Raw genomic sequence first — 26,424 nt, forward strand, 5'->3', positions numbered from 1 at the left:
CCCCTCCCCGAAGCCTCGCTTCAGGGCGAATTTCTCAGCGGAATTCCTTGCGGATGACCAGTTTCAGGCCGGACCAGATCTCGTTCACGGCACAGACCTTGATATCGACAAATCCCATCGGCAGGGCGACTTCGCGGATCGTGTCTTCGCTGATGTCGGTCTCGACCTTGGACGCCTTTTTCGGCCAGCTCACCCACACCTGACCGGCGGGATCGATCATGTCACGCAGGGTAGTCAGATGCTTTTCCATCGCGTTCCGTTCGGTAACGAAAATATGGGCCGAGTGAAGGCCGGGCGACGGGACTTCATCCTCGGATAGGGTCAGTTCGCTATCCTCGATGTCGGCTCGGACACGGTCCGGCATGTCGAGAAACCAGACGCGCATGCCGTCCTTGAGGGAGAGTTTTTTGGCTAGCGGGGTATCCGAATATCCTGAAGCCATGATCGGCATCCTTTCGCATTAGATGATTATCCACATCAACGGTTGGATGCCAGCGTGGTTCCCTTTCCTGTGCGTGTATCTGTTTCCGCTGGTTGGCGAGAAGCACGGCTGAAGCCCCTCCACCACGCTTCGCGCGGTCCCCCTCCCCATGCCTGCGGCACAGGGAGGAAAGGTGCGGCTTGACAGTTTTGGCCTGACCGTCCCTCATCACAGAATTTTATGTTACATCTTTCCTCCCTGTTGCGCAGCAATGGGGAGGTGGCGCGCCGAAGGCGTGACGGAGGGGCAATTGGCACAAACGACAAGACAAACCATCCTAAAGGCCAGGGAACTGCGCAAAACCATGATCAAGCCGGAGATCATGCTTTGGCAACAACTTCGTAAGAAGCCTCTCGGCATCAAGTTCCGGCGCCAGCACCCGATTGGCTCCTATATACTGGACTTCTGTTGTCCATCAGCAAAGCTGGGTGTCGAAGTCGACGGCCTGGCCCATGATATGGGCAATCGTCCAGAGCGTGACGAGCAGCGCGAGTGGGAACTGTCTCAAGAGGGCGTCGAAATCATCAGAATATCTGCGCAGGAAGTTCTCGATGATCCGGCAGATGTCGCCGACCGGCTATTGCGATATATTCAGAGTCTGCGTTAGGCCCCTCCGTCAGCCTTTCAGGCCGACACCTCCCCATTGCTGCGCAACAGGGAGCAAAATGGTCTTCCTCCCTGTGCCGCAGGCACGGGGAGGGGGACCGCTGCGAAGCAGTGGTGGAGGGGCTAGTCTTCCATCCAGTCGCGGAAGAAACTTTCATTCGCTTCCCGCAGATCGGTAACCGCAACCGGCTTGCCGTTCAGCACCAGCTTGTCGCCCTTGACCTGTCCGATCTTCTCGAACGGCACTTTCGCGCGATCCAGATCATCTTCGTTGCGATAGGTGATGACATAGCGGCCCTGCGCTTCGCTGAAGGCAAAGGCGCTGGTCATCGGGTCAATTTCGGCGCCGAGATTGCCAGCCAATGCCATTTCGGCGAGCGTGACGGCGAGGCCGCCGTCGCTGATGTCGTGGACGGCGGTGACCTTGCCGGCGGCGATCAGTTCGCGGACGATCCGGCCGGCCCATTCTTCATCCTTGAGATCGACTTTCGGCGGCGGCCCATCGGTGCGGCCATGGATTTCGCGCAGCCAGGTCGACTGGCCGAGTTCCTCGTGATGGAACCCGATGGTCGCGATCAAATCGCCTTCCTGCTTGAAACCGATGGTCATCATCGTGTCGAGATCGTCGATCAGCCCGACCGCACCGATCGCCGGGGTCGGCAGGATCGCGTGGCTGATGCCGTCGGCGCCGGTGGTTTCGTTGTAGAGGCTGACATTGCCCGATACGATCGGCATGTCGAGCGCCTTGCAGGCTTCGCCCATGCCTTCGATCGTACCGACAAATTGTGCCATGATATGCGGCTTTTCGGGATTGCCGAAATTCATGCAGTCGGTGGTGGCGAGCGGCTTCGCGCCGACCGCGCAGAGGTTGCGATAAGCCTCGGCAATCGCCTGCTTGCCGCCTTCATAGGGATCGGCCTTGCAGTAGCGCGGAGTGCAGTCGGTGGTGATCGCGAGGCCCTTGTTGGTGCCATGGACGCGGACAACCGCGGCATCGCCACCGGAGCGTTGCGCGGTGTCGGCGCCGACCTGTGAGTCATATTGCTCCCAGACCCAGCGGCGCGAGGCGAGCGCGGGGCTGGCCATCATCTTGAGCAGATCGGCGCCGATATCGGTGCTTTCGGGCAGGTCGCCGACCGGCTGGACATTGATATGCGCGGCATATTCCTCGCGGGTCAGGTGCGGGCGGTCGTAAAGCGGCGCGTCGTCGGCGAGCGGGCTGAGCGGGATATCGCAGACGGTCTCGCCCTTGTGGGTCAGCACCATCCGGCGGCTGTCGGTAACTTCGCCGATCACCGCGAAATCCAGTTCCCATTTGGTGAAAATCGCTTCGGCCATTTCCTCGCGGCCGGGTTTCAGCACCATCAGCATGCGCTCCTGGCTCTCGCTGAGCATCATTTCATAAGCGGTCATGCCGGTTTCGCGGCAGGGCACCTTGTCCATGTCGAGAATGATGCCGACTTCGCCGTTGGTCGCCATTTCGACGCTGGAGCTGGTCAGCCCGGCCGCGCCCATGTCCTGAATCGCGACAATCGCGTCGCTGGCCATCAGTTCGAGACAGGCTTCGATCAGCAGTTTTTCGGTGAACGGATCGCCGACCTGCACGGTGGGGCGCTTTTCATCGCTGTCATCGTCAAATTCCGCGCTCGCCATGGTCGCGCCGTGGATGCCGTCGCGACCGGTCTTGGAACCGACATAGACGATCGGGTTGCCGACGCCTGAGGCTGCCGAATAGAAAATCTTGTCTGAGTCCGCTACGCCGACGGTCATTGCGTTGACGATGATATTGCCATCATAGGCCGGGTCGAAATTGGTCTCGCCGCCGACCGTCGGGACGCCGACGCAATTGCCGTAGCCGCCGATACCCGCAACCACGCCCTTGACCAGATGCTTCATCTTCGGATGGTCGGGCCGGCCGAAGCGGAGCGCGTTGAGATTGGCCACAGGCCGCGCGCCCATGGTGAATACGTCGCGGAGGATGCCGCCGACGCCGGTTGCCGCACCCTGATAAGGCTCGATATAGGACGGATGGTTGTGGCTCTCCATCTTGAAGATCGCCGCCTGGCCGTCGCCGATATCGATCACACCGGCATTCTCGCCGGGGCCGCAAATAACCTGCGGGCCGGTGGTCGGCAGCTTCTTCAGATGCAGGCGCGATGACTTGTAGGAACAATGTTCCGACCACATCACTGAAAAGATGCCCAGTTCGGTAATATTCGGCTCGCGGCCCAGCGCATTCAATATGCGCTGATATTCCTCCGCATTGAGGCCATGCTCGCGCACGGTTTCGGTGGAGATTTTGGGCTCGGTAATCATCGTGTCTGTGGTCATGAAGACCCTTTAACGGGGCGGGGCAATTTCGCCTAGAGGGAATTGATGTTTCGTGGCGCTGCTTTAAGGATAGGTTCAAAGGAGCAACCTATGTCCAAGACCATCGAGCTGATTTTCGATTTTGTCAGCCCCAACGCCTATCTTGTCTGGCAACCGCTCAAGGCGCTGGCCGAAAAACATGGCGCGACCATCAAAATCACCCCGGCCTTTCTTGGCGGCATGCACAAGCTGACCGGCAACGCGCCGCCGTTCATCCGCGATGCGGAAGTGAAGGGCAAGAATGACTATGCGATGCTGGAGATGAACCGGTTCATCCAGAAGCACAAGCTGAGCAAATTCAGGATGAACCCGAAATTTCCGTTCAACACCATTACGCTGCAGCGAATGCTGGTGGCGCTGGAACCGGATAGGCGGGTCGCGCTCATCGAACTGCTGTTGCCGCCGATCTGGGAAGATGGACTCGACGTGACCGATGGCGACACGCTCGGGGGTATCTTGCAGGACGGCGGCTTCGACGCGGCCGATCTTCTCGCGCAGACCCAGGACCCGGCGGTCAAGCAGGCGCTGATCGACAACACGGAAAATGCGGTAGAGCGCGGAGCCTTTGGCATCCCGACCATCTATGTCGATGGCGAAATGTATTTCGGCAAGGAACGGCTCGGCCAGATCGACGAGCAGCTATCCGCTTGAAATCGCCATGCAATGATATCTGCACCATAGATCGTTCGAGCAGGCTTTGTATCGGCTGCGGGCGCAGCCTGTCGGAAATTGGCGAATGGGGTTCCGCCTCGCCCGGCCGGCAGCGGGAGATATTGTCCTTGCTGCCGGACAGGATGAGACAACTGGCCGCGAAGGCGAAACGCTAAGGAACGCGCGTCAGGCCTTTACGAATTTCAGCACCAGATAGGCGGTCAGCGCCGCCGTCACGCCGGTAGCAAAGGCGCCCCACGCGATATCGTACAGGCTGATCTTGGTCGACCAGACCTTGAGTACGGCCTGGCTGGTCAGGTCATAGGTCGCATAAGCGATCCCGCCGAACAACGCGCCGTTGAGCAAGGCCGTGGACCACTGGCCGCTGGCCAGCGCCGGCTTGATCCCGAACCAGACGATGCCGAACAGATAGATCGCATAGAATATCATCGCTGGTGCCTTGCGGAATTCATCCGCCATGATCTCGCCTATCACCGGCCGGTAAAGGTTCTGGGCCATGTTGCTGAGCCAGAGAAAATCGAGAATGCCGAAGATGATGGCGGCGATAAAATAGGCGGCAATATAGTGGGTCATGGCTTTTTCTGCTTTCCTGTCTTGGCACTTTGCGGATCAGACCTGTTTCAACGCCCGCGTCTTGCCGACAAGCAATGCGACGGCAGACAGGACCGCAAAGGCGATCAGCGCGGTAATCATCATATTCGCGTCGGCCGTCTCGGGTTCCGGGACAAACCAGTTAACAGCCTGAAATACGGCCAGCAATATGGCCAAAAGCACTAAGGCAATTCGGGAGCCGGCGGCAACCGGGCGGGTGCGAACGACGAAAAAGGCCAGCGCGCCAAAGGTGAGGAGCAGTTCCAGCGGCATTTCGATCATCGGATGGTTCCAGAGCGCAAAGCCCATTTTGGGCGGTGACCCGGCAAGCGTCAGGTCCGGTGCGTGCACCAGCAGGTCGAGGAACCAGTGCGACAGCACCACGGCACCACCGATCAGCGCTCCGGTGCGGTTGCGGGTGAACAGCCAGATCAGCAGCGCAAAGACGGCCGCCCAGACGGCACTGCCCAAAAGACTGTGGGTATAAGGCATGTCATAAAGGTCAAGCGGGACCATTTCGGTGATCCCGGGCGTGATCCGGAAATTTTCTATGCCCGCCAATGCCAGCCCGAAAAAACCGAAATCGACCAGTTGTCCTGCCACAAATAACGTTCCGAGTCCCGGTGCCCTGGGATGGGTTGCTGCGACCATCGCAGGTGCAAAATGACCGATGAACATGTTTCTTCCCCTAGCTTTTCTGTGCAGAGCTACACCGGAAGTGGATGTTAGTGAAGGCCGGCCCTTGACCGCGGCCCAAAGCGCCGTCATTGAATTTCGCCATGAGCGAAACCAAAGAAGATTTTTCCGCCCTGAATTTCGAGGACGCGCTGAAGCGGCTCGAGGATATTGTCCGCAAACTGGAAAGCGGCGATGTGCCGCTCGACCAGTCGATTGCGCTCTACAGCGAAGGCGAGAAACTGCGCGGGCTGTGTCAGCAACGTCTGGAAGCCGCGCAGGCCAAGATCGAGAAAATCACTCTCGACCGCGATGGCAAACCACAAGCTACTGCACCTTTTGACGCGGACTGAGCCGGTGGCGGCCAATAATAATTCGGATCTTTTGCGGGAGATGGGACGGGTTGCTACCGCCATCGACCGGCAGTTCGATTTGCTGTTACAGGTGCCTGACGACGCCCGTCGCGAATTATACGAGGCCATGCGCCATGCCGCGATCGGCGGCGGGAAACGGTTGCGTCCGTTGCTGGTGATGGCGACCGCGCGGCTGTTCAATGTCGATGAAAGCTGCGCCATCCGGGCCGCGACCGCGGTCGAGGCCCTGCACGTCTATTCGCTGATCCACGATGATCTTCCCTGCATGGATGATGATGATCTGCGCCGCGGCAAGCCGACCACCCATATTGCCTTTGGCGAAGCGGCGGCGGTTCTGGCTGGCGATGCCTTGCATGCGCTGGCCTTTGAGTTGCTGGCTGACGAGCGCACCCATCATGATCCGTTCGTCCGCGCCGAGATGACTGCCTGCCTCGCCAAGGCTGCCGGACCGGCTGGCATGGCGGGCGGCCAGATGATGGATTTGGTGGCGGAAAAGTCGACTTTCGATCTGCCGACAGTGACCCGCTTGCAGCAATTGAAAACCGGAGCGCTGATTGGTGCCTGCGTCGAAATTGGCGCTATTCTGGGACGGGTGGCCAGTGAAGGGCGGACCAGCCTGCGCGGCTATGCCCATGATCTGGGTCTCGCTTTCCAGATTGCCGACGATATCCTGGATGTCGAGGGTGACGAGGAGAAGGCCGGCAAGGCGCTGCAAAAAGATGCAGAGGCCGGCAAGGAAACCTTTCTCAGCCTGATGGGGCTGGATAGGGCCAGAGAACAGGCGCAGATGCTGGTGGATCAGGCCAAATCGCATTTGAACGGCTATGGCGATGAAGCCAACCTGCTGCGCGCCATTGCCGAATATACAATCACCAGAGACCGCTAGGCGGGAAGGACGGGACATGAGAATAGGCGTTTATCCGGGGACATTTGATCCCATTACATTGGGCCATATGGATATCATCAAGCGCGGTATGCGACTGGTCGACAAGCTGGTGATCGGTGTGACCACCAATCCCTCGAAATCGCCGATGTTCTCCGACGAGGAGCGGCTGGAAATGGTGCGCCGGGAAACCGCGGAACTGGGCGATGGTGTCGAGGTCGTCGGTTTCAATATGCTGCTGATGAAATTTGCGGAAAAACAGGGAGCCGGTGTGATTGTCCGCGGTCTGCGTGCCGTGGCCGATTTCGAATATGAATATCAGATGGCCGGCATGAACCAGCAGTTGAATGGCGATATCGAGACCGTCTTTCTAATGGCCGATGTCTCGTTGCAACCGATTGCCTCGCGTCTGGTCAAGGAAATTGCCATGTTCGGCGGCGAGATCCACAAGTTCGTGACACCGCTTGTGGCCGATGAAATTACAGCGAGAGTGGAAAAGATCGGCCTGAAGGGCGATCAATAGGGTTTCCCAGCAATTCATTGCAGTGAAAGGTAGAATCGTCCAAAGGCTGTTTGCTTTCCCTTCCCGCAATACCAAATCGAGTATGCCATGCTGCGCAAATTTTTATTGACCATCTCCGCCCTTTTTCTGGCTTCCCTTCCTGCCCACGCGCAGGAAGCGTCTGAACAGACACCGGCACCGGCGTCTGTTCCTGCCGAAGAGAATATCCTGCATCTCGATCTGTCGACCGGTGGCCGGGTGACGATCAAGCTGTTTCCGGACATGGCACCCAATCATGTCGAGCGGATCAAGACCCTGACGCGTCAGGGCTTTTATGACGGCATTATTTTTCACCGGGTGATCGAAGGGTTCATGGCGCAGACCGGCGATCCCACGGGCACCGGCACCGGGGGGTCAGAACTGCCCGACCTGAAGGCCGAGTTCAGCCAGTTTCCTCATGTTCGGGGCGTGGTTTCGATGGCGCGCGCGCAAAGCGAAGACAGCGCCAACAGCCAGTTTTTCATCGTCTTTTACCCGCGCTTCTCGCTCGACCGAAATTACACGGTCTTTGGCCGGGTGATCGCCGGGATGGAATATGTGGATGCCATCGAACGCGGCGAACCGCCAGCCAATCCCAGCCGGATCCTGCAGGCTTCGATCGCTGCAGACAACAAGCCGCCGGTCTTGCCGAGCGCGCTCGACAATGCCGCCGAGAAGCCTTTCTCGGTCGACGATCTGAACGCACCGTTCAATCCCTAGCCTGAGCCGTGCGCGTTGATCTGTTCGACTTTGCGCTGCCGCAGGAACTGATCGCGCTGCGGCCGGCGGTCCCGCGGGACAGCGCGAAAATGTTGCGGGTCGACGGCGACCGGATGTCCGACCATAGCGTTAGCGACCTGCCGCAATTACTCGGCCCGCAGGATATACTGATATTCAACGATACCAAGGTGATTCCCGCGCAGCTGCAAGGCACACGCGGCGCAGCGAAAATCGGTGCAACGCTGCACAAGCGGGTCGATCTGCGCCGCTGGCAGGCCTTCATTCGAAACGCCAAGCGGCTGCGGGTCGGCGAGGTGGTTGATTTCGGGTCGGATGTATCGGCGGAAGCGGAAGCCAAGCTGGACGACGGCAGTTTCATTCTGCATTTTCTGGGTGACGAGCCGGTCGAGCTGCTGCTCGAGCGTGCGGGGACCATGCCCCTGCCGCCCTATATCGCCAGCAAGCGGGCGATCGACGCGCGCGATGCGGAAGATTATCAGACGATGTTTGCCCGCGAAAAGGGCGCGGTTGCCGCACCGACTGCGGCGCTGCATTTTACCGACAGGTTGCTGGATGCTTTGGCCGCCGCCGGCATCGGCAGCGAAACGCTGACCCTGCATGTTGGCGCGGGCACTTTCCTGCCGGTCAAGGTCGATGAAACCGACGACCACCAGATGCACAGCGAGTGGGGCCGGATCGATGCGGCCACGGCAGACCGGCTCAATGCCGCGCGCAAAGCGGGAGGCCGCGTGATCGCGGTTGGCACCACCAGCCTGCGCCTGCTGGAAAGCGCGACGGGTGAGGACGGGATTATCCGTCCGTTCGAAGGCGATACCGATATTTTCATCACGCCGGGTTACCAGTTTCGCGCGATCGACGGCCTGATGACCAATTTCCACCTGCCCAAATCGACGCTGTTCATGCTGGTTAGTGCGCTGATGGGGCTGGAGACGATGCAAGCGGTCTATGCTCATGCTGTTGCCCATGATTATCGGTTCTACAGCTATGGCGACTCCAGCCTGCTGCTGCCGGGGCAATAGGCCCGACTGACCCTGTTACTAGTGGCATAAGAAAGCGAATCAGGGCATGATTATGCCTGAAACAGAAGTTTCCAAATGGAGAGATGACAATGGACAGTTACGAACAGAATTATATCAATGGCCAATGGGTCGATTCCATCGGCGGCACGCCGCACCAGGTCATCAATCCGGCGACCGAAGAGCCGGGCACGAAGATCGTGCTGGGCACCAAGGCCGATGTCGATGCCGCGGTTGCTGCAGCAAAAGCCGCGTTCAAGACGTTCAGCCAGACCTCGCGCGAGGAACGGCTGGCGCTGCTCGAGCGGATCATCGAGGAATATAAGAAACGCATGCCCGATATTGCCGCTTCGCTGGCGGTCGAGATGGGCGCGCCGGTCAGCCTGGGCAATGCCGCGCAGGCGCCTGCCGGACTCGGCGGATTCATGGGCACGCTGGAAGCTTTGAAGAATTTCGAGTTCTCCGAGAAAGTCGGCCCCAATATGATCGCTTATGAACCGATTGGTGTGGTCGGCATGATCACCCCGTGGAACTGGCCTTTGAACCAGATCACATTGAAGGTCGCTCCGGCTCTGGCGGGCGGCAATACGATGGTGTTGAAACCGTCCGAAGAATGTCCCGGCAGCGCCGCGATCCTTGCCGAAGTCATGGATGCGGCAGGCGTTCCTGCCGGCGTATTCAATCTCGTACAGGGTGACGGCCCGACAGTGGGCGCAGCGATTTCCTCGCATCCCGACGTTGATATGGTCAGCTTCACCGGATCGACCCGCGCCGGTATCCTGGTGGCGAAAGCGGCCGCCGATACGGTCAAGCGCGTCCATCAGGAACTGGGCGGCAAATCGCCCAATCTGGTCCTGCCCGGTGCCAAGCTGGAGGAAGTGCTGCCGCCGACGATCGCCGGGGTGATGATCAACAGCGGGCAAAGCTGCATCGCACCAACCCGCGTCCTCGTGCACAAGGACCAGACGGACGACGCCATTGCGGTGGTCAAGAATATTGTCGAGAGCCAGGAAGTCGGCGATCCGACCGTCGAGGGCGGACATATAGGGCCGGTCGTGAACAAGGCGCAATTTGGCAAGATCCAGGATCTGATCCAGTCGGCGATTGACGACGGAGCCACGCTGGAAACCGGCGGCACCGATCTGCCATCCAATGTGAACCGCGGCTATTATATCAAGCCAACCCTGTTCAGCGGCGTGACGCCTAATATGCGGATCGCCAAGGAAGAGGTGTTCGGTCCGGTTGTCACTCTCATGAGCTATGACAATCTGGACGAAGCGATCGAGATCGCCAATGATACCGAGTATGGGCTGTCTGCGGTTATTTCCGGTGATCCGGCTGCTGCTGCCGATGTCGCACCGCAACTGAAAGCAGGCATGGTCATCGTCAACAACTGGGGGCCGGCACCCGGCCTGCCTTTCGGCGGCTATAAACAGTCGGGCAACGGCCGCGAAGGCGGTGTCTATGGTCTGCGAGATTTCATGGAAATGAAGTCGATCAGCGGTCTGCCAAGCTAGGCACAGACGTTGCTGATATTAAAAAAGGGCGGCTCGTTCGGGCCGCCCTTTTTTTGTTTCGCTGCCGGAAGGGCTCAGCCTTCGGCCGGAGCCTCAGCCGGAGGGACCGGCGGTTCATTGTCAGCGACTTCGGTGAGCGAGCCGCCCATGGCTTCGCAATCACCGGCGTCGGTATTTTTCCAGGCATTGCCCTGATAATCGAGGACCGAGGTGCCGGCACAGGTTGTGCCTTCGCCTGCCTTGCAATCATTTTCGCCGGCCAGAGCGATGCCATAGCATTTTTCCTGATCGGCTGCGGCCACTTCCGTCACTTCATTGCCAGTGGCTTCAGCGGTCTCGCTGGTTGCTTCACTGTTGCCGCCAGAACAGGCGGAAAGCGCGGCTGCCGCAATCAGTGCGGTTGCTGCGGAACCAAGTTTCGTTGCTTGTGTCATAAATTACTCCCGATTTAGGTCTTTGAGAATCTGCGCCCATCCTGCACAGATGTTGAAATATTCGAGCAGGATGGACCAGTGGTTACACCAACAGTTGAAAAACACAAAATCGAGGCCGTAAAATCTGGTTTCGTAGCAGAAATCGGGCATTTGCATGGCTGAGCGCTTTTCCTTTTCTATTGCCGCGACCGATGGCAAGGCGCGGACCGGCAAGATCAGCATGGTGCGCGGCGATATTCGCACGCCTGCCTTCATGCCGGTGGGCACCGCGGCGACGGTCAAGGCGCTGAAGCCGGAAACCGTGCGCGCGACCGGCGCCGATATCATCCTTGGCAACACCTATCATCTGATGCTGCGCCCCGGTGCGGAGCGGGTGGCGCGTCTGGGTGGTTTGCACAAGTTCATGAATTGGGATCGGCCGATCCTGACCGATAGCGGTGGTTATCAGGTGATGAGCCTGTCCGACCTGACCAAGCTGAGCGAGAATGGTGTGGAGTTCCAGAGCCATCTCGACGGCTCGCGGCACATGCTGACTCCGGAACGGTCGATGGAGATTCAGCGCTTGCTGGGCAGCGATATCGTCATGGCGTTCGACGAATGCACCAAAAATGGAGCGACACGCGAGGAAGCACAGGCGTCGATGGAACGCTCAATGCGCTGGGCCAAGCGGTCGCGCGACGGGTTCGACAGTGGCGAGGACCATGCGGCTAAGGCGGCGTTGTTCGGAATCCAGCAGGGTTCGCTCGACAGGGAAATGCGCGCGGCCTCGGCCGAGGCGCTGATCGAGATCGGCTTCGACGGCTATGCGATTGGCGGTCTGGCCGTGGGCGAGGGACAGGAGGCGATGTTCGATGTGCTCGACTATGCGCCGGGACAACTGCCCGCTGACAAGCCGCGCTATCTGATGGGAGTCGGCAAGCCGGATGATCTGGTTGGCGCAGTGGAACGCGGCATCGACATGTTCGACTGCGTGTTGCCGAGCCGGTCCGGCCGCAATGGGCAGGCCTTTACCGCGCAGGGACCGATCAATATCCGCAACGCGAAATTTGCCGAGGATCTCGCTCCGCTGGACGAGAATTGCGCCTGTCCGGTTTGCCAGAACCATAGCCGCGCCTATCTGCACCATCTGATCCGGGCGAAGGAGATATTGGGCGCGATGCTGATGACCGAGCATAATATCGCTTATTATCAGTCTTTGATGGCGGGTATGAGGAACGCGATTGCCGCCGGGACCTTTGCCGATTTTGCCAAAAATTTCCGCAGCGCCTATTTGAAATCATGATCATCGGACTGCCGGAAAAAACGACCCTGCAGGATGCGCTGGACCGCGCGCGTAACCATGCGCCCTATCTCGGCAGGACGATGCAGGTGCTGCCCGAACTGGCGGATCTGCTGGCCGAGGATAATCTCGAGGCGGCACTGGAATATGTGCGCAATGCGGGGGAGGGCGCCGCCAATGTCCGGCAAAAGCTGCGCTGGGAAAAACGGGCTCTGGCCCTCACGCTCGCGATTGGCGATCTTGCCGGGCAATTGTCGCTCACCGACGTGATCACCCGCCTTTCGGACTTTGCCGATCGGGCGCTCGACGAGGCTTTGGCCGATATATATGCGAACCGCTATCCCGATGCGCCGCTGGAGGGATTCTCGATCATCGGCCTCGGCAAGCATGGCAGCCGGGAACTCAACTATTCCTCGGATATCGATCCGATCTTCATCTATGATCCCGACAAAATCCCGGTGCGCGGCAAGGAAGAACCGAGCGACGCAGCGCGGCGGATCGGCCAGCAGCTGGTCGAAGCGCTCAACGCCCGCGACGCCGACGGCTATGTCTTCCGCGTAGACATGCGGCTGCGACCGTCGCCGGAAGTCAGCCCGGTGGCGCTGCCGGTCGAAGCGGCGATCAGCTATTATGAATCGAGCGCGCTGGCGTGGGAGCAGGCGGCCTATATCCGCTCCCGGGCCGCCGCCGGTGACCCAGGGTTGGGCCAATATTTTCTCGAGACGATCAATCCGTTCATTTGGCGCCGGTCGCTGGACTATGGCGCGATCAGGAATATCGGCTCGGTTACGGCCCAAATTCGCGATCATTATGCCGCCGGTCAGAAATTCGGTCCGGGTTTCGATCTGAAGCGCGGGCGCGGTGGCATCCGCGAGACGGAATTTTACGCCCAGATGCACCAGCTGATCTTCGGCGGCCGTCAGCCGGATCTGCGCGCACCGGCCACGCGCGATGCGCTGGCGGCGCTGGTCAAGGCCGAACGGATCGATGGCGACAAGGCACGGGTGCTGAGCGAATCCTACGAGCTTTACCGGGTGATCGAGCACCGGCTGCAAATGGTTAACGACCAGCAGACCCACAGTCTGCCTGATACGGCGACGGACCTTGACCGCGTCGCACGACTGCACGGACTCCAGAGCGGAGAGCAGCTGCTCGACCTGCTCGCGCCGCATGTGGAGGCGGTTGGCACCATCTACGATGATCTGATCGAGCCGGAAGACGACCGACGTCTGCCGGTCGATGAGGAAAAGCTGGCCGCGGTAATAGCGGAGAAGAAGCTGATCGAGGGGGACAGCTTCCTGCAGGCGATCCGGCGCTGGCGGAGTGGCAAGGTTACCGCGTTGCGTTCCTCTGCTGCTCACGAATCCTTCGAGGCGATATTGCCCGATCTGGTGGATGCGATCGCTACGGCTCCCAATTCGACAAAGGCGCTGGCGCGACTCGACAGCCTGATCGAGAAATTGCCGACCGCGATCAATTTCTTCCGGATATTGGAAGCGCGGCCCGCCCTGCTCGAGCTGCTTGGAAAGATTCTCAGCCACGCGCCGGTTCTGGCCGATGCATTGGCCCAGCGGGCCGAATTGTTCGATGGCCTGATCGATGCGACCGCGCTGGATCTGCCGCCGTCGGTGGATGAACTGGTGGGACAATTTGCCCGTATGGAGCCGGGCGATGATTACCAGATGCTGCTGGACCGGGTGCGGGCCCGGGTCGGCGACAAGCGCTTCGCACTCGGTGTGCAACTGATCGAGGGGCATCATGACGCGCTCGAAATATCGGCGGGCTATGCCCGGGTAGCGGAGGCGGCGATTCAGGTGCTGACCGACGCGACGATATCGGAATTTGAAGATATACACGGCAAGATACCCGGCGGCGCGCTGCTCATTCTGGCGCTGGGACGACTGGGCGGCGAGGCGCTGACCCATGCTTCGGATCTCGATCTGATCTTTCTGTTCAGCGGGGATCATGGTGCCGAGTCCGACGGCCAGCGATCATTGGGAGCTACGCAATATTATAACCGTCTGGCCGCGCGGCTGGTGACGGCGCTGTCCGTTCCAACGGCGGCTGGCCCGCTTTACGAAGTCGATACAAGATTGCGGCCTTCGGGTACGCAGGGACCGCTGGCCGTTACGCTGGAGAGTTTCTACAAATATCAGCGGGAAAATGCCTGGACCTGGGAACATATGGCGTTGACCCGGGCGCGACCCGTCTACGGGAGCAAGGCCGCGCGGGCCGAGCTTCAAAAAGAAATATGCGACATCCTGGGCGAGGAACGCGAACCCGAAGCTTTGCGCAAGGCGGTCCGGAAAATGCGGCTGGATATTGTCGAACACAAACCGCCCAAGGGGCCGCTGGATACCAAGATGATGGAAGGCGGTCTGGTCGACTGGGAGTTTATCGTCCATTTTCTGCAGCTGAAAACGGGTGAGGCGCTCTACCCGCAATTGGGCAGGGCGGTCCGCGCGCTGGTGGACGCGGGGCATCTCGACCGAGAAATGATCACCGCGCATGAGCTGATGACCCGCTTGCTGGTGGCACTGCGGCTGATGTCGCCGGATTGCGATTTTCCGCCGGAAACCAGCCGCGCCCTGATTGCCAAGGCGGCGGGGCAGGAAAGCTGGGATGCGCTGCTCGACGGCTATGATCGGGCGCGCCAATGCGTTATCGACGAGTGGAACAGGCTGTTGCGGCCGGATCCCGATGAAATATTAGGAGATATTATATGATCGATGTGGGCGACAAAATTCCGGATATGGAACTGGTGGCGCCGGATGGCAGCCCGGTGAGGATTTCCGACTATGCCGGGAAAAAGCTCGTGCTGTTCTTTTATCCAAAGGCCAGCACGCCGGGCTGCACGACGGAATCGAAGGATTTTTCGGCGCTGCTTCCGGAATTTGAAAAAGCCGGCGCCGCGGTGCTCGGCATGTCGGCCGATTCGCCGAAACGACAGCAGAATTTTATCAGCAAGCAGGAGCTGACCGTCGATATCGCTTCCGACGAAAGCACCGAGTTTCTCGAGAAAATCGGTGTCTGGGCGGAAAAGAAAATGTACGGCAAGACCTTCATGGGGATCATCCGCTCGACATTTCTGATCGGGCCGGACGGCACCGTGCTGAAGGCCTGGCCGAAAGTGAAGGTCAAGGGCCATGCTGAAGAGGTGCTGGCTGCGGTGCAGGCGGCATAGTCCCCTGACATGACCGAACAGCTTGATGTCGGCAGCGCGGTTTTGCGCGTGCTGCAGACCGCCGATCCGCGCGCCAAGGTGATGGCTGCGCGCCACGCGGCCCGGGAATGGCGGCTGGGACGGCTCGCGCACGGATTTGGTGAAGCCATGCCGGACATGCCGGCGCGACCCGATCATCCGGTGCTGATGCGCCCGCGCGACATGCCGCGGCGGGGCAAGGGTACTTCGGTGGCGCGCAGAATCGCTCTGATCCATGCTCTGGCCCATATTGAATTTGTCGCGATTGATCTGGCGTTCGATATAATCGGGCGCTTTGGCGCGCAATTTCCACGCGAATTTATCGATGACTGGATGCGGGTCGGTGCCGAAGAATCGATGCATTTTGCGCTGCTGGACAGGCGATTGCGGGACCAGGGCAGCTTTTACGGCGCGCTTCCGGCGCACGACGGGCTGTGGGACAGCGCCAAAAATACCGCCCATGATGTTTCGGCGCGGCTGGCAATTGTGCCGATGGTACTCGAGGCGAGGGGGCTGGATGTGACGCTGGAAACCGTCGAACGGTTCAGGCAGCAAGGCGATAAACTGACAGCAAAGGTGCTAGAGCGAATCTATCATGACGAGATTGTCCATGTATCTTTCGGGACAAAATGGTTCGAAATCGTCTGTGAAAAGGGCAATCTGGCCCCCCACACCCATTGGAAAAATCTTGTAAAAGCCCACTTCAAAGGCGGGTTGAAGCCTCCATTTAACGACTCAGCGCGCCAGACAGCCGGTCTGACCCGAGAATATTATTATGGCATTGAATAATTAACCAATATGAATTTACACCCGTAAACGCACGACGGGGGCGAAAGTTCCGCCACAAAATTCAAGCCATGGGTTTCATGGGTCGCAAATAAAGGTTCGTTCATTTTATGACCGAAAACATAGTAGTTTTGTTTAAGAAATCTGTGAGCAAGATCACAGCGGTTGCCCTTCTCGGATCGGCAATGATTTTTTCCACCGCTGCATCAGCGGAAGAAGCGGCAGAAGCCAGTATCCCGGTTGATGTTCTGAAAAGCCAGGCAGCCGAAAGCGCACTGGGCGAAGCTGACCCCGCTTTCAAACTGATTTTCGACAAATGGAGCGGCCAGGGGAAAAAAGAAGAGGTCAAGCTGACCATCCCTTCCCGCAAGCCGGTTAAAGACTTTACGCTGACCAGTTCTTACGGTTTCCGCTCCGACCCTTTCAAGGGCCGTCGCGCCAATCACAAGGGCCTCGATATGGCTGGCCCGATTGGCACTCCGATTTACGCCACCGCTGACGGCATTGTCGGTCGCGCGCAATGGCTGGGCGGCTATGGCAAATATATCGAAATTAACCACGGCAACGGCATCCAGACCCGCTACGGCCATATGTCGCGGCTCAATGTTGAAGCCAATGCACGGGTCAAGAGCGGCGACCTGATCGGTTTCATGGGCTCGACCGGCCGTTCCACCGGCAGCCACCTGCATTATGAAGTGCGGATCGCCGGCGAAGCGGTCAATCCCATCCCGTTCATGCAATCGAATGATTTCCTGATCGCGCAGAAGCTGAATTCCGGCGTTGCATTGGGCGGTCCGGCGGAATAATACGAATTTCACACCTTTGGGAGAGGGTGCATCAGGGAGCGGTTAGAGCTTAAGGCTTGCCGCTCCTTTTGATTCTCCCTATCTAAAGATTATGAACCAGCTGCTCGCAACCAACGAACAGGATATTATCCTGACTCCCAACGCTGCAAAGCGTGTCGCGGCCATTGCCGAAAAACAGGGCAAGGCGGCCATTTTGCGGCTGGCTGTCGAAGGGGGCGGCTGTTCCGGTTTCCAATATCGCTTTGGTTTGGCGGATGGCATCGAAGAAGACGATATTGCGGTTGAAGAGTCCGGCGTTACCTTGGTTGTCGACGAGATCAGTCTCGATCTGGTGCGCGGCAGCGCGGTGGATTTTGTCGAATCGCTGGGCGGCAGCGCTTTTCAGGTGACCAATCCCAATGCTGCTTCCGGCTGTGGCTGCGGCTCCAGCTTCTCTATCTAAGTGAAAATAGCGAGCTTCAACATAAACGGCATCAAGGCGCGCCTGCCGCGCCTTCTGGAGTGGCTTGAAGAGACCAGGCCCGATGTCGCCTGTCTGCAGGAAATCAAGACGCAGGACGAGGGCTTTCCCGCCGGTAAGTTCGAGGAAATCGGCTATGGTGCGATCTGGCACGGGCAGAAAAGTTTCAACGGTGTTGCCATATTGGCGCGCGATCAGGTGCCGGAAGAGGTCAAGCGCGGGCTCGACGGCGAACCGGAAGACGAGCATAGCCGCTATATCGAAGCCAATATCCGTGCCAAAAATGGCGCGAAAGTTCGCGTTTCCAGCATCTACCTGCCCAACGGCAATCCCCATCCCGGACCGAAATTCGATTTCAAACTGCGCTGGATGAAACGGCTGCGCGAGCGGGCTGCGGAGATCTGGGCGGAAGAAGTACCGGCGGTGCTGGCGGGTGACTATAATGTCATCCCGCGCGACAATGATGTCTTTTCGGTGAAAGCAATGCAAAATGATGCATTGATGCAGCCGGAAAGCCGCGAGGGCTATCGCCGCATATTGAACGACGGCTGGACCGATGCGCTGGGCGTGACCTATCCTGCCGGCAAAATCTGGACCTATTGGGACTATCGCAGCGGCGGCTGGCAGCGCGACCAGGGATTCCGAATCGATCATCTGCTGCTCAGCCCGCTTGCCGCCGACCGTTTGCAAAGCTGCGGTGTCGACAAGGAGCATCGCGGGCGGGAAAAAGCCAGTGATCACACGCCGGCCTGGGTGGATCTGGATCTATAGCCGCCGTTCGGCGACGGCCTGCGCACTTTTTCCTAGCTGATGGGTTTCTCGTAAATCAGATATTCGCGATTGATGCTTGCCTCAATCGCTTCGGCGATCGCCAGCATTCCCTGATTGTCTTCCAGTATCCAGCCGATTTCCGCGCGTTTCGTGCCGAAATTCCGCTTTGCGTCGCGCCGGATATATTCGATCAGCATGAAAGCCATCTGGCTGGCCAGTCGGCTGTTCTGCAATTCCTTTTTGACCCCCATGAGCGGGACCCGCATCGAACTGGACTTGGGAAATTTCAACCACCAGAGCAGCTTCGCCCAGCCAAACGGCCAGAGCGATCCCTTCATGGTCTTGAGCACTTCGTTCATGTCGGGCAACGTCATCATGAAGGCCACCGGTTCACCTTCCAGTTCTGCAATCCGGATCAGATCTTCATACACAATGGGTTTCAGGCTCTTGCCGGCATGTTCGATCTCGTGGTCAGTCATCGGGACAAATCCCCAATTGCCAGACCAGGCGTCGTTCAGGAGATTCATGATGATCGCTGCGTCGCGGTCGAAATATTTCTTGTCGACCTTGCGTATCGTGAGCTTCTTGTTGCGCTCGCCCGAAGCCACGATCCGATTGATCAGTTCAGGAAAGCCATCTTCCACCGGTAAATGATAGGTCACCAGCCGCTTGGCGACCGTATAATCAAGTTGCTCGATCCAGCGCTGATATTCCGCATTATGGTGGCCCATCATGATCATTGGACTATGGTCATGGCCTTTGGTCAGAAGACCGGGTTCTTCCCAGACCGACATGCTGATCGGGGCCAGTATGCGGGTCATGCCCTGATCCTTCAGCCATGCTTCGGCACGATGGATTAATGCGTGCATCACCGCTTCATCGCTGGCTTCCATCAGGCCCCAGTTGCCGGTGCCGGGCCCCATTCCCTGTTCGGCCGGCTGTTTCAGCGCCAGCTCGTCGATATGCGCGCTGATCCGGCCAACTACCTTGCCGTGCCGGAGAGCGAGAAACAATTGCACCCGGGCATGTTCGAAAAATGGGTTCTTGCCAGGTGTAATCAGCTTTGCAACTTCGGACCTGAGAGGGGGAACCCAGTGCGGATCACCGGCGTTGAGCCGATAGGCGATATCGATAAACTCTTTGGTCTGGGCCTTGGTAGTGACAGGTTCTACGGCTATATCCTGAGTGGCTACCATTTTTTATCCTTCTAAATATGCGGCTGGCTGTGGCGTTAATTGAGGCGCAATGTCAAGGGCAGCTGCGCCATTGCGGTCTTGTCCTTGCCATGATGTCGCCACGATATGCTGCTCTAGGCCATCCAACGATAATGCAGGTGTTTATGAGTTCGACAACTATCTCTCCGAAAAATCCGCCGGCGGCAGCGACAGCATCGCGCCGCGCCAATGCGGCTGTTCCCGTTCCCGAGGATGTCGAGCTGATCCGCACGGCAGCCAAGGTCACGCGCGACCTGAATGCGCCGAAGCCTTTGATCTACTGGGCTGATTTTCTGGCATCGACGGCCATAGGCTATGGATCGCTGGCCGGCGCCATTTTCAGCCCGTCGACCGCCGTCGCTGTCGCATTTGGCCTGATCGCCGTGCTGGCGTTATACCGGGCCGGCAGTTTCATCCACGAACTGACCCATATCCGCCGCAATGCTCTTCCCGGTTTCCATTTTGCCTGGAACGCCCTGTTCGGTGTGCCGATGCTGATCCCGTCTTTCATGTATGAAGGCATTCACAGCATCCATCACCGGACCAGGAAATATGGCACTGTGGAAGATCCGGAATATCTGCCGCTGGCGCTAATGAAACCCTGGTCGGTGCCGCTGTTTGTGGTCGTCGCTGCACTGGCACCGGTAGCGCTGCTGTTCCGCTATGCGGTTCTGAGCCCGCTGTCGGCAGTCATACCGCCGCTGCGCAAGCTTGTTGTCGAGCGCTATTCGGGCCTCATCATCAATCCGGAATTCCGCCGCAAGCCGCCCGAGGGCGAGCTGAAACGCCGCTGGCTGGCGTGCGAGATCGGCGCCAGTATCTGGGCTATCGCCTTGCTGGCCCTGGTTGCCACCGATGTGATCCCGCTGCGCGCGTTCTTGATCTTTCTGGCGGTGATGTCGGGCAGTGTCGTGTTGAACCAGATCCGCACCCTGGTCGCCCACCTCTGGGAAAATGACGGCCAGGAAATGAGCGTGACGGCGCAATATCTGGACAGCGTCAACGTACCGCCACCCGCAACCTTGCCTGCGTTATGGGCGCCGGTAGGCCTGCGTTATCATGCGCTGCACCATCTGTTGCCGGGTGTGCCCTATCACAGCCTGGGCGAAGCGCACCGGCGTCTGGCGGCAGAATTGCCGAGCGAATCCAAATTCTACCGGGCGGATCATGACAGTCTGTGGACTCTGATTACCGGACTCGTGCGGGGCAGCGCCGGGAGAAACTGAAGCGTCTATTCCTCGGTCCGGATCAGCACGGTTTCGCCGATCAGGAAAAACAGCATGAACGGTGCCCAGGCCGCCAGCAAGGTCGGGTAGGCGCCGATATTGCCCATGGCGAGCGCGAAATTGTCGGCCACGAAATAGGCGAATCCGAGAGCCATGCCAATCACGGCGCGCAGAAACAACTGCCCTGACCGCGCCAGTCCGAACGCGGCGACCGCGCCCAGCAACGGCATCAGAATCGATGACATCGGACCGGATATCTTGTGCCACCAGCCTGCTTTCAGGCCCATGGTCGGACGTCCCGCGCGCTCCAGCTCGCCGATTGCCGTGTGCAGCGCAACAATCGAGAGGCTGTCCGCATTCACATTGGTTAGGGTGAACTGGTCCGGCCGGATCGAATCGCCGGTCAGAACCTCGGCCTTCTTTTGCTCGGTTCCGGTACCGACATCGAACTGGGTGACGCCGGTCACTCGCCAGCCGTCGCCCGTGAACCGCGCTTCCTCGCCCTGCATCAGACTTTTCAGTCCATTCTCGGTGCGATTATAGATGGCGATGTCCTGCAACAGAACGTCATTGCCACGACCGGTCACGGTCCGCGCGTTGATCAGATTATTACCATCTTTCACCCAGACATTGGTGCGGACGTTGCTCTCCGCCGGAATCGGTCCGAATTCCACTTTCTCCCATTGTGACAACCGGGCGGTAGCAGGCGCGACAATCGTTTCGTTGAAAACGAAGGACAATAGCGCGACGCCCATGCTGGTAACGATCAGAGGGGCCAGAATCTGGTGAGCGGACAGGCCGCCGGCCTTCATCGAGATGACTTCGCTGTTCTGGTTCAGCGTGGCCAGCGTGATAATCGTTCCCAGCAGCACGGAAAAGGGCAGAAAACGAGCGATAAGCTGGGGCGCCCGCAAGGATACATATGTCCACAGTTCGGCTTCGCCATTGCCTTCATAGGCCATGATCTTGCCGCTTTCGCCGAGCAGGTCGAGCGCCTGCAGCACCAGCACCAGCAGCGCCAGCACTGCCAGCGTCCGGATGATGAACATTTTTGCCATATAGATGGCGAGTGTACGGGATGGGAAAAAGTCCATGTCCGGCTATTCCTTCATCAACGCGCGCTTGCGATTGAAATTGAGCAGCCCCTTGAAAACCCCACCGAATTTGGAAAAGGCCTTTTCCAGAGCACCGATCGGCTGGCCGCCCGGCACATGGGCTGCGACATGATACATCCATATGATCAGCGCGGCGAACAGGCAGAAGGGCAGCCATAGCGCGATAATCGGATCGATCAGGCCAAGAGCGCCTATATCTTCGCCATATTCATTGACCTTGTGATAGGTCACAATCATGATGATCGACAGGAATACACCAAGCGCCGAGCTGGAGCGTTTCGGGGGTACCGCCAGCGCCACTGCCAAGAGCGGCAAGAGCAGCATCATCACCACTTCGACCATGCGGAAATGGAAATTGGCGCGGCTTTCGTTGCGTTCGGCGACCGGACGGTTCTCATCCTGCCCGACCCGGACCAGTTCGGGTATCGTATATTCCAGATCCTTGCCGCCGCGTGACCGGAAGCTTTCGATATCGGGCAGGTCGATTGGCAGATCATGGTTGCTGAAGCTCAAGATGCGCGGTTTTTCATAGTTCGGCGCGTCGTGGACCAATACGCCATCGGTCAGTCGCAATATGATCGTGTCGGGATCGTCTGTTGCCAGAAACTGACCGCTTTTCGCTGTGACCGAAACGGTCTGGCCCTGTTTGCTCTCGGCGCGCACGAACATGCCGCTCAATTTGGTGCCGTTGTCGCGGCTCTCCTCGATGCGCAGGGTCATCCGGTTGCCCAGATTGGTAAATTCGCCGACCTTGATCGATGCGCCCAGCGCGCCCGAACGCAATTCAAAGCGCAGTTCCTCATAATAATAACGGGATAGCGGCTGAATGAATCCGACCAGAGCCAGATTGACCAGCATCAGCGCGATCGTGAACAGATAGGGGACGCGGAGCAGCCGCCCATAGCCCTGGCCGACAGCGCGGAAAACATCGAGTTCCGAACTGAGCGCCAGTTGCCGGAAAGCCAGCAGGATTCCGAGCAGCAGCCCGATCGGTATGCCCAGCGACAGATATTCGGGAATAAGATTGGCCAGCATGCGCCAGACCACGCTGACCGGCCCGCCTTCTGCAGCGACAAAATCGAAAAGCCGCAGCATTTTTTCCAGTACCAGCAGCATGGCGGCGATCACCAATGTGCTGAACAGCGGAACCGCGATCAATCTGGCCAGATAGCGATCAGTGGAAGTCAGCAGTTTCAACTTGTTGTCTCCCTCTCACCATGTTTTCGCCGCAAATCAATTCCATAGCAATCGGTAGATCGGGGGGCTGATTCTCGTCCGCGCCGGAGTAATGGCGCGGGTATAACGACTAGGAGTTACTACGTCATGTTGAAATTTGCGGCATCTATCGCATTCTCGACCGCTATTTTGCTATCTTCCGCCCCTGCAATCGCCGGAGGCCGGGTCATACCCAATGATATGCGCCAGTGTCAGACGGGCAAAGGGCCCGCTGTCCGGGTGGAAATTGAAGGACTGAAGGAAGCGACAGGCAAGGTTCGCGTCCAGAGCTACCGTGGCACCGAGGAGGAATGGCTGAAAAAAGGCGCATGGCTGTCTCGCATCGAGGTTCCGGCCAGCGCGACAAATATGACCTTTTGTCTGCCGTTCAGCCGCTCCGGCGAATATGCGATCGCTGTTCGTCATGATATGAACGGCAATGGCAAGACCGACCTGTCCAGAGACGGTGGCGGCATGTCGAACAATCCGAGCATCAACATCTTCAATCTTGGGAAACCAAGCTATAAGAAAACCAAATTTGCCCTTGGCAATGAGGTTAAATCCATCCGCATCACTATGAAATATATGTGATGCATCCAGTACGCAGGACAATTTGGGGCTAATTCATGGCAAATGTCGCTCTTCTTTCCAATCCGAACTCCACCGGAAACCGGTCGATTTTGCCGGAGGTGCGCTCTTATTGCGTCAAGAATAGCGATGTTTTCCATTATGAGGTGGATCATGTCGACGAAATCGCCAAGGCGCTGCAAACCATTGCCCGGGTAAAACCGAAAGTGCTGGTCATCAACGGCGGTGACGGCACGGTGCAGGCGGCGCTGACCGAATTGCACCAGGGTGGCCATTTCGGCGACAATCCGCCACCTGTGGCCGTTCTGCCGAACGGGAAGACGAATCTGATAGCGCTTGATCTGGGCGCAGAGGGCAATCCGCTGAAGGCGCTGGAACGGATTGTGGAACTGGCCAAACATGATCTGCACGAACATCTCGTCGACCGGGAACTGATCGCGCTGTCGGATGGCAGCAAGGATAGCAAGGTGGTGCTGGGCATGTTTCTGGGCGGGGCCGGCCTGTCCGAGTTCATTCTCTATTGCCGGCACAAGATATACCCGTTGGGCCTGCCTAACGCGGCCGCGCATGTGCTGACGGTTTTCGCCGCACTGGCCTCCGTTTTGTTTGGAATAAAGGGCAAGTTTTTGCCGAAGCGGTCGACGCCGATCAAGATATCGCTGATTCGGGATGGTCAGTTCCAGGGCAATTTTGCGGTGTTGATCGTCACCACGCTGGAGAAGCTGTTGCTGATGAAGCGGTCGATGCGGAACAAGAATGCGATTGGCCGGATGCAGTTTCTGGCCATTGATCATCAGGCCGGTGCCATCATGCGCTTTCTGTTGTCGGTGATTTTCGGGCGGCTGGGACGAAAAGTGCAGAAAGGCATCCATCTGGAACGGGGAGACATGATCCGTATCGAAGGCGATGGCAGCAATGTGCTGATGGACGGCGAACTTTTCTCCGCCCAGCCGGGACAACCGATCGTTCTGAAATCCACCAAACCAGTATCCTTTCTTCGGCTCGCCGCCTGAGCTAAGACGTTTCGCGTGAGCGAACTCAAGACATTGATTGCACAGGAACTGGCCCAGCCCGTCGACGGGAGGGTGACCGCCTTTGCCGCTGCCATTGCCGCGCAATATGGCGAGGCGTCGCGCGCGGTGCTGTTCTACGGCTCTTGCCTGCGCTCCACCGAGCTCGACGGGCAGATGCTCGATTTTTATCTGATCGTGTCGGATTACGAGGCGGCTTATGGCAAAAGCTGGCTCGTGGGGGCGAACAGGCGCTTGCCACCCAATGTCTTTCCGGCGGAACATGATGGACTGGTTGCCAAGGTGGCGGTGCTCAGCGAATCAGATTTTCACAAACTGAACCGGATCGGCGCCAGCGCGGTCAGTGTCTGGGCGCGGTTCGCGCAACCGTCCCGATTGGTCTGGCAGGCGGACGAAGCGGCGCAGGTGCGAGCGGTCGAGGCGATCGAAGGCGCTTCCATCACCCTGTTCGACATGACTTTCCCGATGATGAACATCGACACCAAATATAATATTGTCGACCTCTGGAAGCGGGGATTTGAGCTGACCTACGGCGCCGAACTGCGCGCTGAGCGGAAGGACCGCTCCGGCTCCGTAGTTGATTCCGATCCGGAACGTTATGCGCGATTCGGACCGGCCGTGCTTGCGGCGATTGCCGCGCGGGATGAGGTGGAGGACAAAAAGCTCAAAATTGTCGCCTCTCGCGATGCGGTGGAAAAAAGATGGCGGCAATTGCGACGCAACGGAAAATTGCTGACGCTCGCCAGGCTGGCCAAGGCCTCCGCCACCTATGCCGGCGGGATTGATTATCTGGCGTGGAAAATCAACCGGCACGCCGGGACCGATTATGTGATCAAGCCCTGGCAACGCAAATGGCCGATATTGGGCGCGCTGGTAATGCTGCCGCGATTGATCGCCGGCGGGGCGATCAAATGATCCCGTCATGCAAATGATTCCGTCATTCTGAACTTGTTTCAGAATCCCCGGAATCCGAACCGGAAGATGGGAGCAAGAGTGACGAGATCCTGAAACAAGTTCAGAATGACGAGATGCTAGCGGTCCTTGTAATCCGGCTTTCTTTTCGCAAAAAAGGCCTTGGCCGCCTCGCGGCTGTCTTCGGTCATCGAGAGCATCACCTGCTGGCGGTCTTCGATGGCGAGCGCTGCCTCGAAGCTCTGCGCATCGATATTGCGGTTCAGGGCATCCTTCGACAGGCGCAGGCCCATCGGCGCGGTGTCGAGCATCTCTTCGGCCAGGGAGAGGCCGGTCGAGAGCAGCTTGTCATCGTCGACGACTTCGCTGATCAGGCCATATTTTTCCGCCCGTTCGGCATGGATGAAACGGCCGGTCAGGATCAGTTCCGATGCAATCGAAGCGCCAACCATGCGCGGCAGGAAATAGCTGGAGCCCATGTCGCAGCCGCCGAGGCCGATCTTGATATAGGCGGCATTCATTTTCAGCGACGGCGCGCCAAAGCGAACGTCGCTGGCGAGCAATAGCGAGAATCCGCCGCCACAGGCTGCGCCCCGGGCCAGCGCGATAATCGGCTGCGGACATTGCCGCATCAGTTGCATCACCGTGGCGATGGACCGCTGGGTACGCCAGACATGCTGGACTTGCCCGGCTGACCCGTCATTCTTCCAGCCGCCGATATCGAGGCCGGCGCAAAAGGCGCGGCCTTCGGCGCGGAAAAGCACAACGCGCACGTCGTGGCGCTTCTGCAGCCCGCGGAAATAATCCTGCAGCGCGAAGATCATCTCCTCGTTCATCGTGTTGAGTTTGTCGGGGCGGTTGAGCGTCAGGATTTCTATCGCGCCGCGCTGTTCGATGAGGATGGAACTACTCATAGCG

Annotated in this window: 29 protein-coding genes; 20 read left to right on the plus strand and 9 right to left on the minus strand. The window is 58.6% G+C overall.

Going from position 1 to position 26,424, the window contains the following annotated elements; genetic code table 11:
* Positions 1–34 precede the first annotated feature (34 nt).
* Entirely contained in the window at positions 35–442 is a 408-nt protein-coding gene (locus BOSE62_RS15615) for a DUF3052 family protein (RefSeq protein ID WP_159647656.1), read from the minus strand.
* Positions 443–731: 289 nt separating this feature from the next.
* On the opposite strand from BOSE62_RS15615, the gene BOSE62_RS15620 reads away from it, so the two are divergent.
* Positions 732–1,088, plus strand: a complete 357-nt coding sequence (locus BOSE62_RS15620) for an endonuclease domain-containing protein (protein ID WP_236554077.1) — start codon at positions 732–734, stop codon at positions 1,086–1,088.
* Positions 1,089–1,210: 122 nt separating this feature from the next.
* On the opposite strand, the gene purL is transcribed toward BOSE62_RS15620, so the two are convergent.
* Complete coding sequence (purL, locus tag BOSE62_RS15625) at positions 1,211–3,418, minus strand: phosphoribosylformylglycinamidine synthase subunit PurL (protein ID WP_159647657.1); 2,208 nt, start codon at positions 3,416–3,418, stop codon at positions 1,211–1,213.
* 90 nt (positions 3,419–3,508) lie between these two features.
* Here purL and BOSE62_RS15630 point away from each other — a divergent pair, with 90 nt between their 5' ends.
* Positions 3,509–4,108: a 2-hydroxychromene-2-carboxylate isomerase gene (locus tag BOSE62_RS15630; protein WP_159647658.1), complete on the plus strand. Its 600-nt coding sequence runs from the start codon at positions 3,509–3,511 to the stop codon at positions 4,106–4,108.
* Positions 4,105–4,284, plus strand: a complete 180-nt coding sequence (locus BOSE62_RS15635) for a DUF1289 domain-containing protein (protein ID WP_159647659.1) — start codon at positions 4,105–4,107, stop codon at positions 4,282–4,284. Before BOSE62_RS15630 ends, BOSE62_RS15635 begins: the two co-directional genes overlap by 4 nt.
* A 10-nt stretch (positions 4,285–4,294) precedes the next feature.
* On the opposite strand, the gene BOSE62_RS15640 is transcribed toward BOSE62_RS15635, so the two are convergent.
* A complete protein-coding gene (locus tag BOSE62_RS15640) occupies positions 4,295–4,702 on the minus strand; it encodes a DUF2177 family protein (RefSeq protein ID WP_159647660.1) in 408 nt (135 codons plus the stop codon).
* Positions 4,703–4,738: 36 nt separating this feature from the next.
* Positions 4,739–5,323 carry a hypothetical protein gene (locus BOSE62_RS15645; protein WP_328799791.1) on the minus strand — a complete coding sequence of 195 codons (585 nt, stop codon included), beginning with the start codon at positions 5,321–5,323 and terminating at the stop codon, positions 4,739–4,741.
* A gap of 176 nt (positions 5,324–5,499) precedes the next feature.
* Between BOSE62_RS15645 and BOSE62_RS15650 the strand changes: the two genes are divergently transcribed.
* The 6 genes from BOSE62_RS15650 to BOSE62_RS15675 all read left to right on the plus strand — a co-directional run bounded on the left by BOSE62_RS15650 (position 5,500) and on the right by BOSE62_RS15675 (position 10,467).
* Positions 5,500–5,748 carry an exodeoxyribonuclease VII small subunit gene (locus BOSE62_RS15650; RefSeq protein ID WP_159647662.1) on the plus strand — a complete coding sequence of 83 codons (249 nt, stop codon included), beginning with the start codon at positions 5,500–5,502 and terminating at the stop codon, positions 5,746–5,748.
* A 40-nt stretch (positions 5,749–5,788) separates the two neighbouring features.
* Positions 5,789–6,655 (plus strand): polyprenyl synthetase family protein, encoded by an 867-nt coding sequence (locus tag BOSE62_RS15655; RefSeq protein WP_236554204.1) that lies wholly within the window; start codon positions 5,789–5,791, stop codon positions 6,653–6,655.
* A 16-nt stretch (positions 6,656–6,671) separates the two neighbouring features.
* On the plus strand, positions 6,672–7,175 hold the full coding sequence (gene coaD, locus BOSE62_RS15660; protein ID WP_159647664.1) for a pantetheine-phosphate adenylyltransferase: 504 nt from the start codon (positions 6,672–6,674) through the stop codon (positions 7,173–7,175).
* A gap of 87 nt (positions 7,176–7,262) precedes the next feature.
* A complete protein-coding gene (locus tag BOSE62_RS15665) occupies positions 7,263–7,913 on the plus strand; it encodes a peptidylprolyl isomerase (RefSeq protein ID WP_159647665.1) in 651 nt (216 codons plus the stop codon).
* A gap of 8 nt (positions 7,914–7,921) precedes the next feature.
* Positions 7,922–8,953, plus strand: coding sequence for a tRNA preQ1(34) S-adenosylmethionine ribosyltransferase-isomerase QueA (queA, locus tag BOSE62_RS15670; RefSeq protein WP_159647666.1), 1,032 nt, complete (start codon positions 7,922–7,924; stop codon positions 8,951–8,953).
* Positions 8,954–9,042: 89 nt separating this feature from the next.
* Positions 9,043–10,467 carry an aldehyde dehydrogenase family protein gene (locus BOSE62_RS15675; protein WP_159647667.1) on the plus strand — a complete coding sequence of 475 codons (1,425 nt, stop codon included), beginning with the start codon at positions 9,043–9,045 and terminating at the stop codon, positions 10,465–10,467.
* A gap of 74 nt (positions 10,468–10,541) precedes the next feature.
* Here BOSE62_RS15675 and BOSE62_RS15680 read toward each other — a convergent pair whose 3' ends face one another.
* A complete protein-coding gene (locus BOSE62_RS15680; protein ID WP_159647668.1) occupies positions 10,542–10,901 on the minus strand; it encodes a BufA1 family periplasmic bufferin-type metallophore in 360 nt (119 codons plus the stop codon).
* A gap of 154 nt (positions 10,902–11,055) precedes the next feature.
* Here BOSE62_RS15680 and tgt point away from each other — a divergent pair, with 154 nt between their 5' ends.
* The 7 genes from tgt to xth all read left to right on the plus strand — a co-directional run bounded on the left by tgt (position 11,056) and on the right by xth (position 18,205).
* Positions 11,056–12,183 carry a tRNA guanosine(34) transglycosylase Tgt gene (gene tgt, locus BOSE62_RS15685; RefSeq protein ID WP_159647669.1) on the plus strand — a complete coding sequence of 376 codons (1,128 nt, stop codon included), beginning with the start codon at positions 11,056–11,058 and terminating at the stop codon, positions 12,181–12,183.
* Positions 12,180–14,906, plus strand: a complete 2,727-nt coding sequence (locus tag BOSE62_RS15690; protein ID WP_159647670.1) for a bifunctional [glutamine synthetase] adenylyltransferase/[glutamine synthetase]-adenylyl-L-tyrosine phosphorylase — start codon at positions 12,180–12,182, stop codon at positions 14,904–14,906. The genes tgt and BOSE62_RS15690 overlap by 4 nt, the downstream gene beginning before the upstream one ends.
* The gene (locus BOSE62_RS15695; RefSeq protein WP_159647671.1) at positions 14,903–15,364 is read left to right on the plus strand and encodes a peroxiredoxin; all 462 of its coding nucleotides are present in this window, start codon (positions 14,903–14,905) and stop codon (positions 15,362–15,364) included. Before BOSE62_RS15690 ends, BOSE62_RS15695 begins: the two co-directional genes overlap by 4 nt.
* Before the next feature lie 9 nt (positions 15,365–15,373).
* Entirely contained in the window at positions 15,374–16,171 is a 798-nt protein-coding gene (locus BOSE62_RS15700) for a ferritin-like domain-containing protein (RefSeq protein WP_159647672.1), read from the plus strand.
* 143 nt (positions 16,172–16,314) lie between these two features.
* A complete protein-coding gene (locus BOSE62_RS15705; protein WP_236554078.1) occupies positions 16,315–16,974 on the plus strand; it encodes a M23 family metallopeptidase in 660 nt (219 codons plus the stop codon).
* A 91-nt stretch (positions 16,975–17,065) separates the two neighbouring features.
* Positions 17,066–17,416 (plus strand): iron-sulfur cluster insertion protein ErpA, encoded by a 351-nt coding sequence (gene erpA / locus BOSE62_RS15710; RefSeq protein WP_159647674.1) that lies wholly within the window; start codon positions 17,066–17,068, stop codon positions 17,414–17,416.
* Positions 17,417–18,205: an exodeoxyribonuclease III gene (gene xth, locus BOSE62_RS15715; protein ID WP_159647675.1), complete on the plus strand. Its 789-nt coding sequence runs from the start codon at positions 17,417–17,419 to the stop codon at positions 18,203–18,205.
* Between the two features lie 32 nt (positions 18,206–18,237).
* Here xth and BOSE62_RS15720 read toward each other — a convergent pair whose 3' ends face one another.
* A complete protein-coding gene (locus tag BOSE62_RS15720) occupies positions 18,238–19,401 on the minus strand; it encodes an N-acetyltransferase (RefSeq protein ID WP_159647676.1) in 1,164 nt (387 codons plus the stop codon).
* A gap of 143 nt (positions 19,402–19,544) precedes the next feature.
* On the opposite strand from BOSE62_RS15720, the gene BOSE62_RS15725 reads away from it, so the two are divergent.
* Positions 19,545–20,645, plus strand: coding sequence for a fatty acid desaturase family protein (locus BOSE62_RS15725; protein ID WP_159647677.1), 1,101 nt, complete (start codon positions 19,545–19,547; stop codon positions 20,643–20,645).
* Positions 20,646–20,650: 5 nt separating this feature from the next.
* Here BOSE62_RS15725 and lptG read toward each other — a convergent pair whose 3' ends face one another.
* Together lptG and lptF are read right to left on the minus strand one after the other, a co-directional pair.
* On the minus strand, positions 20,651–21,739 hold the full coding sequence (gene lptG, locus BOSE62_RS15730) for an LPS export ABC transporter permease LptG (RefSeq protein WP_159647678.1): 1,089 nt from the start codon (positions 21,737–21,739) through the stop codon (positions 20,651–20,653).
* A gap of 6 nt (positions 21,740–21,745) precedes the next feature.
* Complete coding sequence (lptF, locus tag BOSE62_RS15735; protein WP_159648088.1) at positions 21,746–22,951, minus strand: LPS export ABC transporter permease LptF; 1,206 nt, start codon at positions 22,949–22,951, stop codon at positions 21,746–21,748.
* Between the two features lie 132 nt (positions 22,952–23,083).
* Here lptF and BOSE62_RS15740 point away from each other — a divergent pair, with 132 nt between their 5' ends.
* From BOSE62_RS15740 to BOSE62_RS15750, 3 genes are read left to right on the plus strand one after another with little or no spacing between them, the layout of a single operon-like run.
* Positions 23,084–23,566: a DUF2141 domain-containing protein gene (locus BOSE62_RS15740; RefSeq protein ID WP_159647679.1), complete on the plus strand. Its 483-nt coding sequence runs from the start codon at positions 23,084–23,086 to the stop codon at positions 23,564–23,566.
* 35 nt (positions 23,567–23,601) lie between these two features.
* Entirely contained in the window at positions 23,602–24,576 is a 975-nt protein-coding gene (locus BOSE62_RS15745; protein WP_159647680.1) for a diacylglycerol/lipid kinase family protein, read from the plus strand.
* Between the two features lie 15 nt (positions 24,577–24,591).
* A complete protein-coding gene (locus BOSE62_RS15750) occupies positions 24,592–25,509 on the plus strand; it encodes a hypothetical protein (RefSeq protein ID WP_159647681.1) in 918 nt (305 codons plus the stop codon).
* Positions 25,510–25,625: 116 nt separating this feature from the next.
* Here BOSE62_RS15750 and BOSE62_RS15755 read toward each other — a convergent pair whose 3' ends face one another.
* Positions 25,626–26,420, minus strand: a complete 795-nt coding sequence (locus BOSE62_RS15755; protein ID WP_159647682.1) for an enoyl-CoA hydratase/isomerase family protein — start codon at positions 26,418–26,420, stop codon at positions 25,626–25,628.
* Positions 26,421–26,424 lie beyond the last annotated feature (4 nt).

It is taken from the genome of Sphingorhabdus sp. 109 (assembly GCF_902506555.1).
In the GTDB taxonomy this organism is placed as follows: Bacteria; Pseudomonadota; Alphaproteobacteria; order Sphingomonadales; family Sphingomonadaceae; genus Parasphingorhabdus.

Bases quoted from the DNA above. Each gene is read 5' to 3' on its own strand.
- BOSE62_RS15615 (WP_159647656.1), bottom strand. From the start codon at position 442: ATGGCTTCAGGATATTCGGATACCCCGCTAGCCAAAAAACTCTCCCTC.
- purL (WP_159647657.1), bottom strand. From the start codon at position 3,418: ATGACCACAGACACGATGATTACCGAGCCCAAAATCTCCACCGAAACC.
- BOSE62_RS15630 (WP_159647658.1), top strand. From the start codon at position 3,509: ATGTCCAAGACCATCGAGCTGATTTTCGATTTTGTCAGCCCCAACGCC.
- BOSE62_RS15640 (WP_159647660.1), bottom strand. From the start codon at position 4,702: ATGACCCACTATATTGCCGCCTATTTTATCGCCGCCATCATCTTCGGC.
- BOSE62_RS15650 (WP_159647662.1), top strand. From the start codon at position 5,500: ATGAGCGAAACCAAAGAAGATTTTTCCGCCCTGAATTTCGAGGACGCG.
- BOSE62_RS15655 (WP_236554204.1), top strand. From the start codon at position 5,789: ATGGGACGGGTTGCTACCGCCATCGACCGGCAGTTCGATTTGCTGTTA.
- coaD (WP_159647664.1), top strand. From the start codon at position 6,672: ATGAGAATAGGCGTTTATCCGGGGACATTTGATCCCATTACATTGGGC.
- BOSE62_RS15665 (WP_159647665.1), top strand. From the start codon at position 7,263: ATGCTGCGCAAATTTTTATTGACCATCTCCGCCCTTTTTCTGGCTTCC.
- BOSE62_RS15675 (WP_159647667.1), top strand. From the start codon at position 9,043: ATGGACAGTTACGAACAGAATTATATCAATGGCCAATGGGTCGATTCC.
- BOSE62_RS15680 (WP_159647668.1), bottom strand. From the start codon at position 10,901: ATGACACAAGCAACGAAACTTGGTTCCGCAGCAACCGCACTGATTGCG.
- tgt (WP_159647669.1), top strand. From the start codon at position 11,056: ATGGCTGAGCGCTTTTCCTTTTCTATTGCCGCGACCGATGGCAAGGCG.
- BOSE62_RS15690 (WP_159647670.1), top strand. From the start codon at position 12,180: ATGATCATCGGACTGCCGGAAAAAACGACCCTGCAGGATGCGCTGGAC.
- BOSE62_RS15695 (WP_159647671.1), top strand. From the start codon at position 14,903: ATGATCGATGTGGGCGACAAAATTCCGGATATGGAACTGGTGGCGCCG.
- BOSE62_RS15700 (WP_159647672.1), top strand. From the start codon at position 15,374: ATGACCGAACAGCTTGATGTCGGCAGCGCGGTTTTGCGCGTGCTGCAG.
- erpA (WP_159647674.1), top strand. From the start codon at position 17,066: ATGAACCAGCTGCTCGCAACCAACGAACAGGATATTATCCTGACTCCC.
- BOSE62_RS15720 (WP_159647676.1), bottom strand. From the start codon at position 19,401: ATGGTAGCCACTCAGGATATAGCCGTAGAACCTGTCACTACCAAGGCC.
- BOSE62_RS15725 (WP_159647677.1), top strand. From the start codon at position 19,545: ATGAGTTCGACAACTATCTCTCCGAAAAATCCGCCGGCGGCAGCGACA.
- lptG (WP_159647678.1), bottom strand. From the start codon at position 21,739: ATGGACTTTTTCCCATCCCGTACACTCGCCATCTATATGGCAAAAATG.
- BOSE62_RS15740 (WP_159647679.1), top strand. From the start codon at position 23,084: ATGTTGAAATTTGCGGCATCTATCGCATTCTCGACCGCTATTTTGCTA.
- BOSE62_RS15745 (WP_159647680.1), top strand. From the start codon at position 23,602: ATGGCAAATGTCGCTCTTCTTTCCAATCCGAACTCCACCGGAAACCGG.
- BOSE62_RS15755 (WP_159647682.1), bottom strand. From the start codon at position 26,420: ATGAGTAGTTCCATCCTCATCGAACAGCGCGGCGCGATAGAAATCCTG.